The sequence below is a fragment of the Methylorubrum sp. B1-46 genome, assembly GCF_021117295.1.
Taxonomy (GTDB): domain Bacteria; phylum Pseudomonadota; class Alphaproteobacteria; order Rhizobiales; family Beijerinckiaceae; genus Methylobacterium.
The window spans coordinates 4,796,710-4,809,223 of the sequence record NZ_CP088247.1; the positions used below are offsets into that span (position 1 = coordinate 4,796,710).

The following is a 12,514-nucleotide window of genomic DNA, read 5'->3' on the forward strand; positions in this document are numbered from 1 at the left end:
GCCGGCCGACGGGGCGATCCGGCAGCAAAAGTGTCATGTGCGCCGCCGCCCTTTCGAAATCGCCCTCGGCGCATTACACAAGAGGTCTTCCGGATGTTCCCCACGATCCGGCCGCACGGTTCGCGGCCCGACCGGGGCATTGTCCGCGATGGAGCCTTCAACCCGTCAGAATAGCTGCACCATGACCGCGCCGCGCACCCTCTACGACAAGATCTGGGACGACCACGTCGTCGATGTCGAGCCGGATGGCTCCGCCCTCCTCTACATCGACCGCCACCTCGTGCACGAGGTGACGAGCCCCCAGGCGTTCGAGGGGCTTCGCGTGGCCGGCCGAAAGGTACGCGCGCCGCACAAGACGCTGGCGGTGGTCGATCACAACGTCCAGACCTCGGACCGCTCCAAGGGCATCGAGGATCCCGAGAGCCGCACCCAGCTCGAGGCGCTCGCCGAGAACGTGCGCGACTTCGGCATCGAGTTCTACGACGCCCTCGACCGGCGCCAGGGCATCGTCCACATCATCGGGCCGGAGCAGGGCTTCACCCTGCCGGGCCAGACGATCGTCTGCGGCGATTCCCACACCTCCACCCACGGCGCCTTCGGCGCACTGGCCCACGGCATCGGCACCTCGGAAGTCGAGCACGTGCTCGCCACGCAGACGCTGATCCAGCGCAAGGCCAAGAACATGCGCGTCACCGTCGACGGCACTCTGCCGCCAGGCGTGAGCGCGAAGGACATCGTGCTCGCCATCATCGGCGAGATCGGCACCGCCGGCGGCACCGGCCACGTCATCGAGTATGCCGGCGAGGCGATCCGCGCCCTCTCGATGGAGGGCCGGATGACGATCTGCAACATGTCGATCGAGGGCGGCGCGCGCGCTGGCATGGTCGCCCCCGACGAGACCACCTACGCCTACGTCAAGGACCGCCCGAAGGCGCCCAAGGGCGCGGCGTTCGACGCCGCCCGCCGCTACTGGGAGAGCCTCGTCAGCGACGAGGGCGCGCATTTCGACCGCGAGATCCGTCTCGACGCGGCGAACCTCCCCCCGCTGGTCTCCTGGGGCACGTCGCCGGAGGATATCGTCTCAATTCTCGGCACGGTGCCTGACCCGGCGCAGATCGCCGACGAGAACAAGCGGCAGTCCAAGGAGAAGGCGCTCGCCTATATGGGCCTGACGCCGGGCACGCGGATGACCGACGTCACGCTCGACCGGGTGTTCATCGGCTCCTGCACCAACGGCCGGATCGAGGATCTGCGGATCGTCGCCAAGATGGTCGAGGGCCGCAAGGTCCATGACGGCGTCTCGGCGATGGTGGTGCCCGGCTCCGGCCTGGTGAAGGCGCAGGCCGAGGCCGAGGGGATCGACCGCATCCTGAAGGATGCGGGCTTCGACTGGCGCGAGCCCGGCTGCTCGATGTGCCTGGGCATGAACCCGGACAAGCTCAGGCCCGGTGAGCGCTGCGCCTCGACCTCGAACCGCAACTTCGAGGGCCGCCAGGGCCCGCGCGGCCGCACCCATCTCGTCTCCCCGGCGATGGCGGCGGCGGCGGCGGTGGCCGGCCGCTTCGTCGATATCCGCGAGTGGCGCAACTGAGCCTGATCGCAGCACGCGGCGCGGGTGTGTGACCCCCGCGCCGCGCGAACGCTTCGATCGGGATTTTTGGCTGGCGGCAGCGAAACAGCGATTGACGCCTTCGCCGCCGCCGCCTAAACGAACCCCATCGCCGACCGGAAACGGTCCGGCGCCCAGGTGGCGGAATTGGTAGACGCGCTGGTTTCAGGTACCAGTCTTGCAAGAGGTGAAGGTTCGAGTCCTTTCCTGGGCACCATCTGATCTCTGAGCGATTGAGATCTGTGGTTTTCTAAAGTTTTGATCCCGTACCTTGTCGAAGGTGCGGGATTTTTCTTTGCTGACGAAACAGCGTTCATCCGACTCGTTGTCGGGTGATCTCCGCGCCGTGCGCGTGGGAAAGGGTGGCGCTCAGCTCGAGAACGAGCCGAACCCCTCGAAGTCGCTTGTCGGTGAGACTCGTTTGACCGGCGAGCACGGCTTCCCATGAGCCGTGTGGCCCGCAGTTTCGACTGGACATGAATTCGCCCGTCCGGCGACATGCATTGCGGGCATCGTTTCACCGTTACGCTTGCGTCGATTGAGCATAGCACGGCCGTTCGACGTGTTGAGGTCGCGCATGGGGTAGCCCTGTTGGCGAGTGGATGTTGAAGAATTGCGCAGTGAACGCGTGCTCTGTGCTCATGTTCCGGGCAGTCCGCGCGGACGGTGCCGCGGCGGCGCAAGGGTCGGGTATCCGACGCAGCGGCAGGATCGGATCCGATGATTGCCGAATGCGGCAGTGTCTTCGTCGGAGATCAGGTGGAGGACGGCCGGATTGTGCATCGTCCCAAAAGCGGGAGGCTAGCTTTCGGGACGATGCCCTCGCCTGATCCGATCAGTCGGGCGGTCGTTCCACAGCGGTCACCACGTCACGCGCAGCCCGACCTCGATCGAGGTGCCGCCGAGCCGTGTGGCGATCGGGATGTTCTCGAAGCGGACTCTGCCGACCTCGCGGAGGTTGTGCCAGAGATTGGCGAGCAGATTGGGCCGCCACTCGATCTCCTGCGAGAACTGGGCGCCCTTCACCCAAACCCCGAGCCGACCGGTCGCGGGGCCGGGGCGAAGCGGGACGCGCCGGCCTCACGCGAACGGGGCGAACGCGGTGGCCGACGCGCTCGCGGTCGGGAGCCAGGGAGGCTCGACCGCCGCGATTTCATGATGGTTGCCGTCAACGCTCGAACCGGCCGGCGGCTCCCTGTGCGGTCCGGCGCCGTTCGCGACGGCGATTTCGGGTCCCGCAGTTCCGGCATGGCTGGCCGGAACACCGGCCAGCTCTGCCGTCTTGCCCTGCCGGAACCGAAATTCCCTTCGGCCAGGGGCAGGCACGATGCGAGAGTATGGCAGCGCGTTCGGGATCGGATTCGTGGCGGGGCTTCGCACGATGTCGGCCTGCGCCGCACTGAGCTGGGCCGCCTCGCGCGGGCGAACGCGGAGCGCTTCGATTCCCTCGGGGCCCGTCGCGCGCGTCGTCGCCACGACGGCGGCTTTGGCCGAGATGGCCGGAGACAAGATGCCGTTCGCCCCTGACCGGCGCGTTCCGCCCTCCTTCGCAGTCCGGCTCGCGATCGGTGCGGTCGGCGGCTGGATGCTGGCCGGTCGGCGGGTGTCGCCCGAGGCCGGCGCACTCGCCGGCGTCGCGGGTGCCCTCGCCGGCACGCTGCTCGGCCGAGCCGCGCGGGGCTCCGGCGCGGGCGCGCCGTACGGCCTCGCGCGCGGGCTCGCCGAGGATGCGGCCGCCGCCAGCCTCGGCGCGGCTCTCGCCGCTTCCGCGGAAATGCAGCGGCGGGTGCGGCCGCTGTCCGGCCGCCCTCGTTGAGCGCGGGTGAGCGGCGGATTGTAACCGGCCGTGATCGCAGACTGGTTCGCAGGGGCCGTCTCCGCCCCGAACATGAGCGATGCCGCTGCCGGAGGGACCGGCGGCGCAGGCGCGGATCGCCTGCTTCGTCTGCGAGGCAGGCGTGATCCTCGTGTGGCGGCGGGCGGGACGAAAAAAGGGCCGGCATGGTGCCGACCCTTTTCATCGAAGATCTCGACGGGAAGGCGCACGAGCGATGCTCGTGCGCCTCAATCCAAAAAAGATCAGTCGTTGATGGCGGCGACGACGCCGGCACCGACGGTACGGCCGCCTTCGCGGATGGCGAAGCGCAGCTTCTCTTCCATGGCCACCGGCACGATCAGCTCGACGTCCATGGTCACGTTGTCGCCCGGCATCACCATCTCGGTGCCCTCGGGCAGCGTGCACACCCCGGTCACGTCCGTGGTGCGGAAGTAGAACTGCGGGCGGTAGTTGGTGAAGAACGGCGTGTGGCGGCCGCCCTCTTCCTTCGTCAGGATGTAGGCCTCGGCCTTGAACTTCTGGTGCGGCTTCACCGAACCCGGCTTGCACACGACCTGGCCGCGCTCGACATCCTCGCGCTTCGTGCCGCGCAGCAGCACGCCGACGTTGTCGCCCGCCTGGCCCTGGTCGAGCAGCTTGCGGAACATCTCGACGCCGGTCACCGTCGTCGTCGTGGTCGGACGGATGCCGACGATCTCGACCGTCTCGCCGACCTTGACGATGCCGCGCTCGACGCGACCCGTCACCACCGTGCCGCGGCCCGAGATCGAGAACACGTCCTCGATCGGCATCAGGAACGGCATGTCGATCGGACGCTCCGGCTGCGGGATGTAGGCGTCGACCGTCTCCATCAGCTTCAGCACGGCGTCGCGGCCGATCTTCGGCTCCTTGTCCTCGAGCGCCATCAGGGCCGAGCCCTTGGTGATCGGGATGTCGTCGCCGGGGAAGTCGTACTTCGAGAGAAGCTCGCGCACCTCGAGCTCGACGAGCTCAAGGAGCTCCTCGTCATCGACCATGTCGACCTTGTTGAGGAACACGACGAGCGCCGGCACGCCGACCTGACGGGCGAGCAGGATGTGCTCGCGGGTCTGCGGCATCGGGCCGTCGGCGGCGGACACGACCAGGATCGCGCCGTCCATCTGGGCGGCACCGGTGATCATGTTCTTCACGTAGTCGGCGTGGCCGGGGCAGTCGACGTGGGCGTAGTGGCGGTTGGTGGTCTCGTACTCGACGTGGGCGGTCGAGATCGTGATACCGCGCGCCTTCTCCTCGGGGGCCTTGTCGATCTGGTCGTAGGCCGTGAAGGTCGCCCCGCCCGACTCCGCCAGAACCTTCGTGATCGCCGCCGTCAGCGACGTCTTGCCGTGATCGACGTGTCCGATCGTGCCGATGTTGCAGTGCGGCTTCGAACGGGTGAACTTTTCCTTGGCCATCGTGCAATCCTACCGCGGGACCGGGCATGAGCCGGGCGTAAGAGTGCCTCGCAAAACTCCCGGGTCTCGGGAGTCCTCCTTCTGGCCGCGACGGCGCAGCGGGAGTTTTGTGAGAGACACTAAAGGCGCGGTCCGCTTAGAGGCTTGCGCGACGATGATCAAGCGGCAGGTGTGCCGAGAGAGAGAATTGCCGCGCTCGAGGGCTCAGGAGGCGTCTTCGCCGACGGGTTCATAGAGCCGCTGCGCCTCGGGAGCGCCGCCGCGGCGCTCGCCGAGATCGAGCACTCGGACCAGCATCGTGCCGTGGGGGGCCGCGACGGTAAGCACGTCGCCGCAATGGACCGCTTTGGCCGGCGCGTCGGCGCGGGTGCCGTTCACGCGGACATGGCCGTCGGTGACGAGCCGGGCCGCCATCGAGCGGGTCCGCGCGAAGCGCGCGAACCACAGCCACTTGTCGAGGCGCTGGCGCCCCTCGCTCATTCCGCGCTCGGAAGAAGGGACCGAAGCCGTCGCTCAAAGCCGCTTGAGCGGCTTTGCGGCGCTGAGAGCGCCCCGCGGAGCGGGCTGATCAGGACACCGATCCTGATCAGCATCGAGCGGAGCGTAAGCCCGAGCCCGCGGAGGCGGGCGCCGGCGATTGAGGCCCTGATAGACGCGGTCTCAGCGCTTGCCCCCGTCGGTTTCGAGCTTCGCCTTCAGGGCAGCGAGTGCAGCGAAGGGCGAGTCGGGATCGGGCTGGCGCTCGCGGCGCGGCGGGCGCGGCTCGGCGTTCGGGCGGCGGTTGTCGTCGCGGCGGTCGGGCCGGGTGCGGTTGCCGGAATGATCGCGGCGCGGGCCGCCCTCCCCCTGGCCGTCCCGGCGCCCGTCACCCCTGCCTTCGGCCCGGGCGGGACGTCCACCCTCCGGACGGTCCTCGCGGGGACGGCGCGGACCATCGCCCCGGCGCTCGCCCTGGCGGCCATCCTGACGACCGTCCGGCCGTCCCTCTTGCCGCCCTTCTTGCCGTCCGTCCTGGCGCCCATCCTGGCGTCCCTGGCCGCGGCCGTGCCGCGGGCCGGAATGGCGCTGCGGACGGTGCAGGTGCCAGACCTCGACGGTCTCGGGCGCGGCCGGCTCGGTGCCGGCCTCGGAGGCCGTCGTTTCGGCGGCGGGCGCTTCAGCGGCCTCCTCGGTGGGGAGTGCCGAATCGGCGGCGTCGACAGCCTCGACCTCACCGGTCGCGGCTGCGTCCTGTGCGGCGGCTGCGGTCTCGGCCGGCATCGGGGCGGAGGCTTCCGGTGCCGCGGCCTCGGGAGCTGCGTCCTCGGTCGCGGTTTCGGGCGGTGCCGGTTCGTCCGCCGGAGCCTCCGCCTCGGCGGATGCATCCGTCGGCTCAGCTGGAGTCGCTTCGGCCTCGGGAGCCTCCGCCTCGGTCGAGGCCTCGCCGCTTGCGTCGGCAGTCGGCTCGACAGCGGATGCGTTCGCCGGCTCGGCGGCGGTCTCACCCTCGGACGTCTCCGGCGCAGCTTCCTGAGCCGCTTCCCCGGTCGAGGCGTCCGTGGCCGTCTCCTCCGGCGCGGCCTCGGCGGCGCGCGCGGCGGGGACGGTCGGGGCAGCGGCGACTAGCGGTACGGTGATGGCCGGGCCGGGACGGTTCTGCGCCACGTAGCCGAGCGACTTCAGGATCGAGGCGAAATCCTCGCCCGAGCAGCCGACCAGCGAGGTCATGTTGACGGTGGCCACGAATCCGTCGCCGTCGGCGGTGCCGGCCGGCGGTTCGCCGGGCGTGGTGCCGGGGCGGTAGGCGATGGCCGGGCGGATCAGGTCGGCGAGCCGCTCGAGGATGTCGACGCGCACCGCCCGCTCACCGCAGACCCGGAAGCCGGCGGCGCGGTAAAGGCCCTTGGCGATACTGGGATCGACCTTGATCGAGGTGCGGCCGGAGCTCGCCAGATGCGCGATCTCGTCGAGGCCCGGCTGGTCGAGGCCGCCGCTCTTGAGCGCCCAGAGCTGGGCGGCGAGCGTGCGCGGGGCCGGCTTCAGCAGCGCTGGCAGGAAGATGTGGTAGGCGCCGAAACGGACGCCGTGGCGGCGGAGATTGGCGCGCCCGTCCTGATCGAGGCTGCGCATCTCGTGCGCCACCTTGGCCCGCTCCAGCACGCCGAGCGCCTCAACCACTTGGTAGCCGATGCCGCGGGCGAGCCCCGTGAGGTCGGCAGCCGACTCGATCTCCATCAGCGGTCCGAGCAGGCGCACGACGTGGGCGCGCAGCCACGCGGACAGCCGCGTTTCGACCTTCTCGCGCGACGCGCCGGCGAGGCTGTCGTCGGCGATGAGGCGGAGGCCGGGCTCGAACAGCTTGTCGCCCGGCGTCAGCTTGGCGACCGGATCGCCAGTCCAGCGGATGACCCCGTCATGCGACAGCACCAGCGCGGCGTCGGCGGCCGAGGCGAAGCGGTCCGCCCGCGCCTCGATCTCGCCGGCCAGCGCCTTGTCGGCGGCGGAGCGCAGCGTCTTGGCTTCGTGGCCCTCGGCTTGGGGGTCGGGCACGAATTGGAAGCCGTGAAGACGGCCCACATGTTGACCCTCGACGGTGACGTCACCGCCGGAGGTGATTTCGGCTTCCAGCATCGTCTTCTCTCTCAAGCGCCGCATCAGGACGCTGGTGCGCCTGTCGACGAAGCGGCTCGCGAGGCGCTCGTGCAGGGCGTCGGACAATCTGTCCTCTACCCGACGCGTCTCGCCCTGCCAATGCAGAGGATCGAGCAACCAGTCGGGTCGATTCGCCACGAAGGTCCAGGTGCGCCCCTGCGCGATGCGCTGGGATAGGGCGTCGATGTCGCCGTCGGTGCGGTCGATCATCGCCACGTGGCGGGCGAACCAATCGTTGGGGATGCGCCCCGCCATACCGCGCATGAGGAAGCGGTAGAGCTGCGCCACGAGGTCGGCATGGGTCTGCGGATGGACCTTGCGGTAGTCCGGCACGCCGCAGGTGTCCCACAGGCGGCGCACCGCCGCCGGCCCCTTGGCCATGTCGCGGATGTCGTCCTCGCGCATCAGGATCTCGAGCGCCTGCTGGTCCTCGCCCATCGGCGCGCGGGTCAGGCCCTGCTCGTGCGGGTGCTCGTCGAGGCTCGCCTGCAGCTTTTCGAGGGACGTGAAGTCGAGGTCCGGGTTGCGCCATTGCAGCATCCGCACCGGATCGAAGTCGTGCGTCTCCAGCGCCTCGACCATCTCCGGCTCGAAGGGCGGGCAGCGCCCGGTGGAGCCGAAGGTGCCGTCGGCGATGTGGCGGCCGGCACGGCCGGCGATCTGGCCCATCTCGGCCGGCGTCAGCTTGCGGAAGCGGGTGCCGTCGTATTTCCAGTTGGCCGCGAAGGCGACGTGATCGACGTCGAGGTTGAGCCCCATCCCGACCGCGTCGGTGGCCACGAGGTAATCGACCTCGCCGGACTGGTAGAGCTCGACCTGGGCATTGCGGGTGCGGGGCGAGAGCGCGCCGAGCACCACTGCCGCGCCGCCGCGCTGGCGCCGGATCAGCTCGGCGATGGCGTAGACCTCTTCCGCCGAGAAAGCGACGATCGCCGTGCGATGGGGCAGCCGCGAGATCTTCTTTTCGCCCGCGAAGGTGAGGCTTGAGAGGCGCGGCCGCGTCGTCGTCTGGACGCCGGGGATCAGCGCCTGCACCAGCGGCAGCATGGTCGAGGAGCCGATCAGCAGCGTCTCCTCGCGCCCGCGACGGTAGAGCAGGCGGTCGGTGAAGACGTGGCCGCGGTCCATGTCGGCGGCGAGCTGGATCTCGTCGATCGCCACGAAGGCCACTTCGAGGTCGCGCGGCATCGCCTCGATGGTGCAAATCCAGTAGCGCGGCCGGTCCGGCTTGATCTTCTCCTCGCCGGTGACGAGGGCGACGTTCTCGGACCCGACCTTGGCGACGACGCGCAGATAGACCTCGCGGGCCAAGAGCCGCAGGGGCAGTCCGATCATGCCGGTCGGATGCAGCAGCATCCGCTCGATCGCCATGTGGGTCTTGCCCGTATTCGTCGGGCCGAGCACCGCCGTGACGCCGCGCGCGCGGGCCTCGCGGTGAAGGGTGCGGAGCGTCATGCGGAGGGAGTGATCCCTGCGGCGCTGGGGGCCGGCGGCGGAGCGGAGGGCCGCCGGGCTGGAAAAACCCTGCGGCGGAGAACGGCCGCTAGCGGGACGGGACGAACCGCGGCGGCCTTCCCTCATATGGGACGCCCGGCCCCGGCGCGCCAGCCGGCGCATTGATCGCGGGATAGGCGTAGATGTCGATCCGGGGCTGGGGCTGCTGCGGCGTCAGGTCGGTGCAGAGGGTGTCGGGCATCGCTGTCAGCGGGCCGCGGCGGGGCGGGTGGCCTTCGATGACCTGTGCCGAGGAGAAGGCGTCCGGGCCGCAATCGGGACCCGTCGTGAGCGGGCCGCCGGCCTGTGACGTGCCGGACGCGAGGAGTGCGATGGCGAGGCCGGCGATGCGGAGGGGGTTCTTGCAGGCTGCAGCGATCGTGAATGGGCGCATGGCAAACCTCCTGACCGCCAACGAACCGGTCCGATTTCGCGCCTCCAACCCGAATCCCTCATCCTGGGGTGCCCGCGTCAGCGGGCCTCGAAGGATCCTCCAGAGACCGCGTGATCCCTGGAACACCCTTCGAGGCCGACGCTGCGCGCCGGCACCTCAGGATGAGGGCGAGAGTGGGATCGCCGGAACGAACCGACCCTCGGTTCGAAAAACTACTGCTGCGACAGGCTCGCATCGGCCACCGTGGCCGGCAGGGCCTCGCCGCCCGTGGCGGTCGCGGTGCCCGTCCGCGTCCAGCGGGTCGCCTCGATGATGTTGGTGCCGAGCGTCGTGCGCACGGAAATCCGCAGCGGCACCAGCACACGCGTGCCCTCGACCGGCGCGAGCCAGACCGACATGTCGCGGTTCTCTTCCATGAACTTCACCCCCGGCCGGTCGGGCCGGTGGCCGGCGATGGCGACGTAGCGGGCGTTGCAGACCAGCACCGGGCCGCTGTAGCCGGGCTTCTCCACCTGGCGGGTTTCGCCGTAGCTCAGGACCACGTTGAAGCGGGTGGCGCCGTCGAAGACGGGGAGCGTGCGGTTGCAGTTCTCCGGATCGGTGAGGTCGGCGCGGGCGCGGGCCGGCATCATCAGGGCGCTGGCCGGATCGATCACGCCGCGCTTGGCCGCGGCGGTGACCGGCACCCGGTCGCCGGTGTCGAGCAGAGGCGGGGTGATCTCGGCCTGGGTGACGTTGCCGTTGGCCAGCGCCATGCGCACGGCGATGCCGGAGCTGCTGGTGCGGGTGGCGATCGAGAAGGCGCTCGGCAGCGGCGCCGCGGCGATGCTGCCGGAGGAGCGGGCCGAGCCCTGGCCGCCGGTGACCGCGCCGACGAGGCCGGTCAGCACCGCCGACACGTCCATGCGGTAGCGCGGGCCGTCGAAGGCGCCGGTGAGCTGGGCGTTGCCGATCGTGATACCGGCGAGGTTGACGCTGTAATCGACGGCGACGCCCGCGGGCGCGGCCTTGGCCTTGTGGGCCCGCGGCGCGGCCTCAGCCGCCACTGGAAGAGCGAGCGCCCCTGCGAGAACGAGGAAGCGGGCGCAAAGGGAAGGCTTGGCGCGCATGGTCGGGACTCTGGGCGGCTCCACGCTCCGGCCGTCTCGGGACGAGGCGGGCCGGACGGTCGAGCTTATCGCCACCCATGGTTAACAGACCGTTCGGCCAACGCCAGCGGCAAGAAGGGAGCAGGGTTGGCTCAGCCCGCCAGCTTCCAGCCCTGCCCGTGATAGACGAAGCGCCCGCCCTCGCTCGCCAGGGCCGCGAGACCGCCGAAGGCGGGATCCTTCACGGTGATGACGCTGGTGGGAATGGCGCGCATCTGCTCGGCGAAGGGGGCCTTGCGCTCGAAGGCCTCGCGGAAGCCGCCTTCGCGCAGGATGGGCACGATCCGCGGGGCGATGCCTCCGCCGATATAGACGCCGCCGGTGGCGAGGAAGGTCAGCGCCAGATCCCCGCAGACGCGGCCGAGGATCTTGCTGAACAGCGCGAGCGCGGCGCGTGCGTGCGGATCCTCACCCGAGAGACCGGTGCTGGTGATCTCGGCCGGGTCGCACAGCGAGCCGTCGCCGCCCGCCCGCACCGCGCGGATCGCGGCGCAGAGCCGGGCAAGACCCGGACCGGAGAGCAGGGTCTCCACCGTCACCCGTTCCTCGACGCGCTCGACCGCCGGCCAGATCTCGGCCTCGTCCGCATCGGTCGGCCCGAGATCGGTGTGGCCGGCCTCCGTCGAGACGATGGCGAGGCGATCCTCGTAGGGGATCAGAGCCGCGGCGCCGAAGCCGGTGCCCGGACCCAGCACAAGGCGGGGCCCGCGCGCGTCGCCCAAGATCGGACCGATCGGGGTGAGGTCGTCAGGCGCGATCCCGGCCGCACCGGCGGCCACCGGCACGTAATCGTTGACGAGGGCGACGCGGCTCAGCCCGAAATCCCGGCCGATCGCGGCGGCGTCCACCAGCCAGTCGGCGTTGGTGAGGTGGACGGCCGGGGCATCGACCCGTCCCGCGATCGCCAGGATCGCCGAGCGAGGCGCCGGGGCGCCGCTTCCGGCCAGGGAGACCCGGATCGCCGCGCTCGGATCGGGATGGCCGTGGGTTGCCTCGCGGGAGAGGAGACGCGGGGCCGCGCCCTTCGTCTCGATCAGGCCGAAGCGGGCATTGGTCCCGCCGATATCGCCGATCAGCACCGGGAATTCGAACATCCGCCTCTCGCGTCTCGCCGTGCTTTGCCGCGACCTTAACAGAGGGTGCGCGGGCCGTTCGGCAAGCGGTGAACCCAGCGGTGAACGATGTCAGGCGGCGGGCAGCGCGTCCGGGTCGATCGGCGCGCCCTCGGCCCAGGCCGCGATCAGCGCGCGCACCGCTTCCGGGTCGGCGAGGCGGCGGCTCGCCACCGTCTCACCCTCGCCGACGCGCACGCTGACCCCGCCATCCTCGTTCACAGAAGCGAAGGCGATCTCGTCGGTGCGGTCGTCGCCCAGGAAAATCGCCCGGCGGCCGGCATAGGGGGCGGCCTCCCCGAAGGCGCGGATCGCGTGGCCCTTGGTGGCGTCCGCCGGCACGATCTCGCCGACGGCCTTGCCGAGCTGGAGCCGGTAGGCGGCGCCGAGATCGCGCGCCACTGCCTTGACGATCGCCTCGGCCGCTTCCGCATCGCCGGGTGCGGCCAGCCGCCAGTGGACCGCGACCGAGGCGCCCTTGTCCTCGATCAGCACGGCTTCGTAGCGCGCCGTCTCCGCGTGCAACCGCTCGACGCCCGCGCGCAGGTCCGGGTGATCCTCCGGCCGTCCGCCGCTCAAGGTCCCGTCCACCCGGCGCTCGACCCCGTGCAGTCCGGCGACGTCGAACCGGGCGGGGTTCAGGAAGTCGTCGATCACCGTGACCGGGCGCCCGGTGACGATCGCGAGCGCGCCGCCGAGCCGCGCCCGCAGCCGCTCCAGGGCGGGCACGAGATCGGGATCGACCCGCACCGCGTCGGGCCGCGGCGCGATCTCGACCAGCGTGCCGTCGAAATCGAGGAACAGGGCGTAATCTGCGGTTTCGCTCACGGCATCGTCCTTCTCTCGGGCTGTTCCT

General features: G+C 70.5%; 11 protein-coding genes and 1 tRNA gene. 3 read left to right on the forward strand and 9 right to left on the reverse strand.

Annotation, left to right across the window (positions count from 1 at the left end; translation table 11 throughout):
- The first annotated feature begins 181 nt into the window (after positions 1 to 181).
- Both leuC and LPC10_RS22340 read left to right on the forward strand, forming a co-directional pair.
- A complete protein-coding gene (gene leuC / locus LPC10_RS22335) occupies positions 182 to 1,591 on the forward strand; it encodes a 3-isopropylmalate dehydratase large subunit (RefSeq protein ID WP_231344436.1) in 1,410 nt (469 codons plus the stop codon).
- Between the two features lie 150 nt (positions 1,592 to 1,741).
- A tRNA-Leu gene (locus tag LPC10_RS22340) sits at positions 1,742 to 1,826 on the forward strand.
- 644 nt (positions 1,827 to 2,470) lie between these two features.
- Here LPC10_RS22340 and LPC10_RS22345 read toward each other — a convergent pair.
- A complete protein-coding gene (locus LPC10_RS22345) occupies positions 2,471 to 2,635 on the reverse strand; it encodes a hypothetical protein (protein WP_231344437.1) in 165 nt (54 codons plus the stop codon).
- A gap of 54 nt (positions 2,636 to 2,689) precedes the next feature.
- Complete coding sequence (locus LPC10_RS22350) at positions 2,690 to 3,118, reverse strand: hypothetical protein (protein ID WP_231347149.1); 429 nt, start codon at positions 3,116 to 3,118, stop codon at positions 2,690 to 2,692.
- Here LPC10_RS22350 and LPC10_RS22355 point away from each other — a divergent pair.
- Positions 3,051 to 3,425 carry a hypothetical protein gene (locus tag LPC10_RS22355; RefSeq protein WP_231347124.1) on the forward strand — a complete coding sequence of 125 codons (375 nt, stop codon included), beginning with the start codon at positions 3,051 to 3,053 and terminating at the stop codon, positions 3,423 to 3,425. The genes LPC10_RS22350 and LPC10_RS22355 overlap by 68 nt on opposite strands.
- A 263-nt stretch (positions 3,426 to 3,688) precedes the next feature.
- On the opposite strand, the gene tuf is transcribed toward LPC10_RS22355, so the two are convergent.
- The 7 genes from tuf to otsB all read right to left on the reverse strand — a co-directional run bounded on the left by tuf (position 3,689) and on the right by otsB (position 12,486).
- Entirely contained in the window at positions 3,689 to 4,879 is a 1,191-nt protein-coding gene (gene tuf, locus LPC10_RS22360; protein WP_096487202.1) for an elongation factor Tu, read from the reverse strand.
- 204 nt (positions 4,880 to 5,083) lie between these two features.
- Complete coding sequence (locus LPC10_RS22365) at positions 5,084 to 5,359, reverse strand: RNA-binding S4 domain-containing protein (RefSeq protein WP_231344438.1); 276 nt, start codon at positions 5,357 to 5,359, stop codon at positions 5,084 to 5,086.
- 180 nt (positions 5,360 to 5,539) lie between these two features.
- Positions 5,540 to 8,965 carry a helicase-related protein gene (locus LPC10_RS22370; protein ID WP_231344439.1) on the reverse strand — a complete coding sequence of 1,142 codons (3,426 nt, stop codon included), beginning with the start codon at positions 8,963 to 8,965 and terminating at the stop codon, positions 5,540 to 5,542.
- A gap of 88 nt (positions 8,966 to 9,053) precedes the next feature.
- Complete coding sequence (locus LPC10_RS22375) at positions 9,054 to 9,398, reverse strand: hypothetical protein (protein ID WP_231344440.1); 345 nt, start codon at positions 9,396 to 9,398, stop codon at positions 9,054 to 9,056.
- Positions 9,399 to 9,610: 212 nt separating this feature from the next.
- A complete protein-coding gene (locus LPC10_RS22380) occupies positions 9,611 to 10,507 on the reverse strand; it encodes a DUF3108 domain-containing protein (RefSeq protein WP_231344441.1) in 897 nt (298 codons plus the stop codon).
- A gap of 131 nt (positions 10,508 to 10,638) precedes the next feature.
- Positions 10,639 to 11,640: a glucokinase gene (locus LPC10_RS22385; protein ID WP_231344442.1), complete on the reverse strand. Its 1,002-nt coding sequence runs from the start codon at positions 11,638 to 11,640 to the stop codon at positions 10,639 to 10,641.
- A 90-nt stretch (positions 11,641 to 11,730) separates the two neighbouring features.
- Positions 11,731 to 12,486 (reverse strand): trehalose-phosphatase, encoded by a 756-nt coding sequence (otsB, locus tag LPC10_RS22390; protein WP_231344443.1) that lies wholly within the window; start codon positions 12,484 to 12,486, stop codon positions 11,731 to 11,733.
- Positions 12,487 to 12,514: the final 28 nt, after the last annotated feature.

Coding starts and splice junctions, on each gene's coding strand:
- leuC (WP_231344436.1), top strand. CDS start 182: ATGACCGCGCCGCGCACCCTCTACGACAAGATCTGGGACGACCACGTC.
- tuf (WP_096487202.1), bottom strand. CDS start 4,879: ATGGCCAAGGAAAAGTTCACCCGTTCGAAGCCGCACTGCAACATCGGC.
- LPC10_RS22365 (WP_231344438.1), bottom strand. CDS start 5,359: ATGAGCGAGGGGCGCCAGCGCCTCGACAAGTGGCTGTGGTTCGCGCGC.
- LPC10_RS22370 (WP_231344439.1), bottom strand. CDS start 8,965: ATGACGCTCCGCACCCTTCACCGCGAGGCCCGCGCGCGCGGCGTCACG.
- LPC10_RS22375 (WP_231344440.1), bottom strand. CDS start 9,398: ATGCGCCCATTCACGATCGCTGCAGCCTGCAAGAACCCCCTCCGCATC.
- LPC10_RS22380 (WP_231344441.1), bottom strand. CDS start 10,507: ATGCGCGCCAAGCCTTCCCTTTGCGCCCGCTTCCTCGTTCTCGCAGGG.
- LPC10_RS22385 (WP_231344442.1), bottom strand. CDS start 11,640: ATGTTCGAATTCCCGGTGCTGATCGGCGATATCGGCGGGACCAATGCC.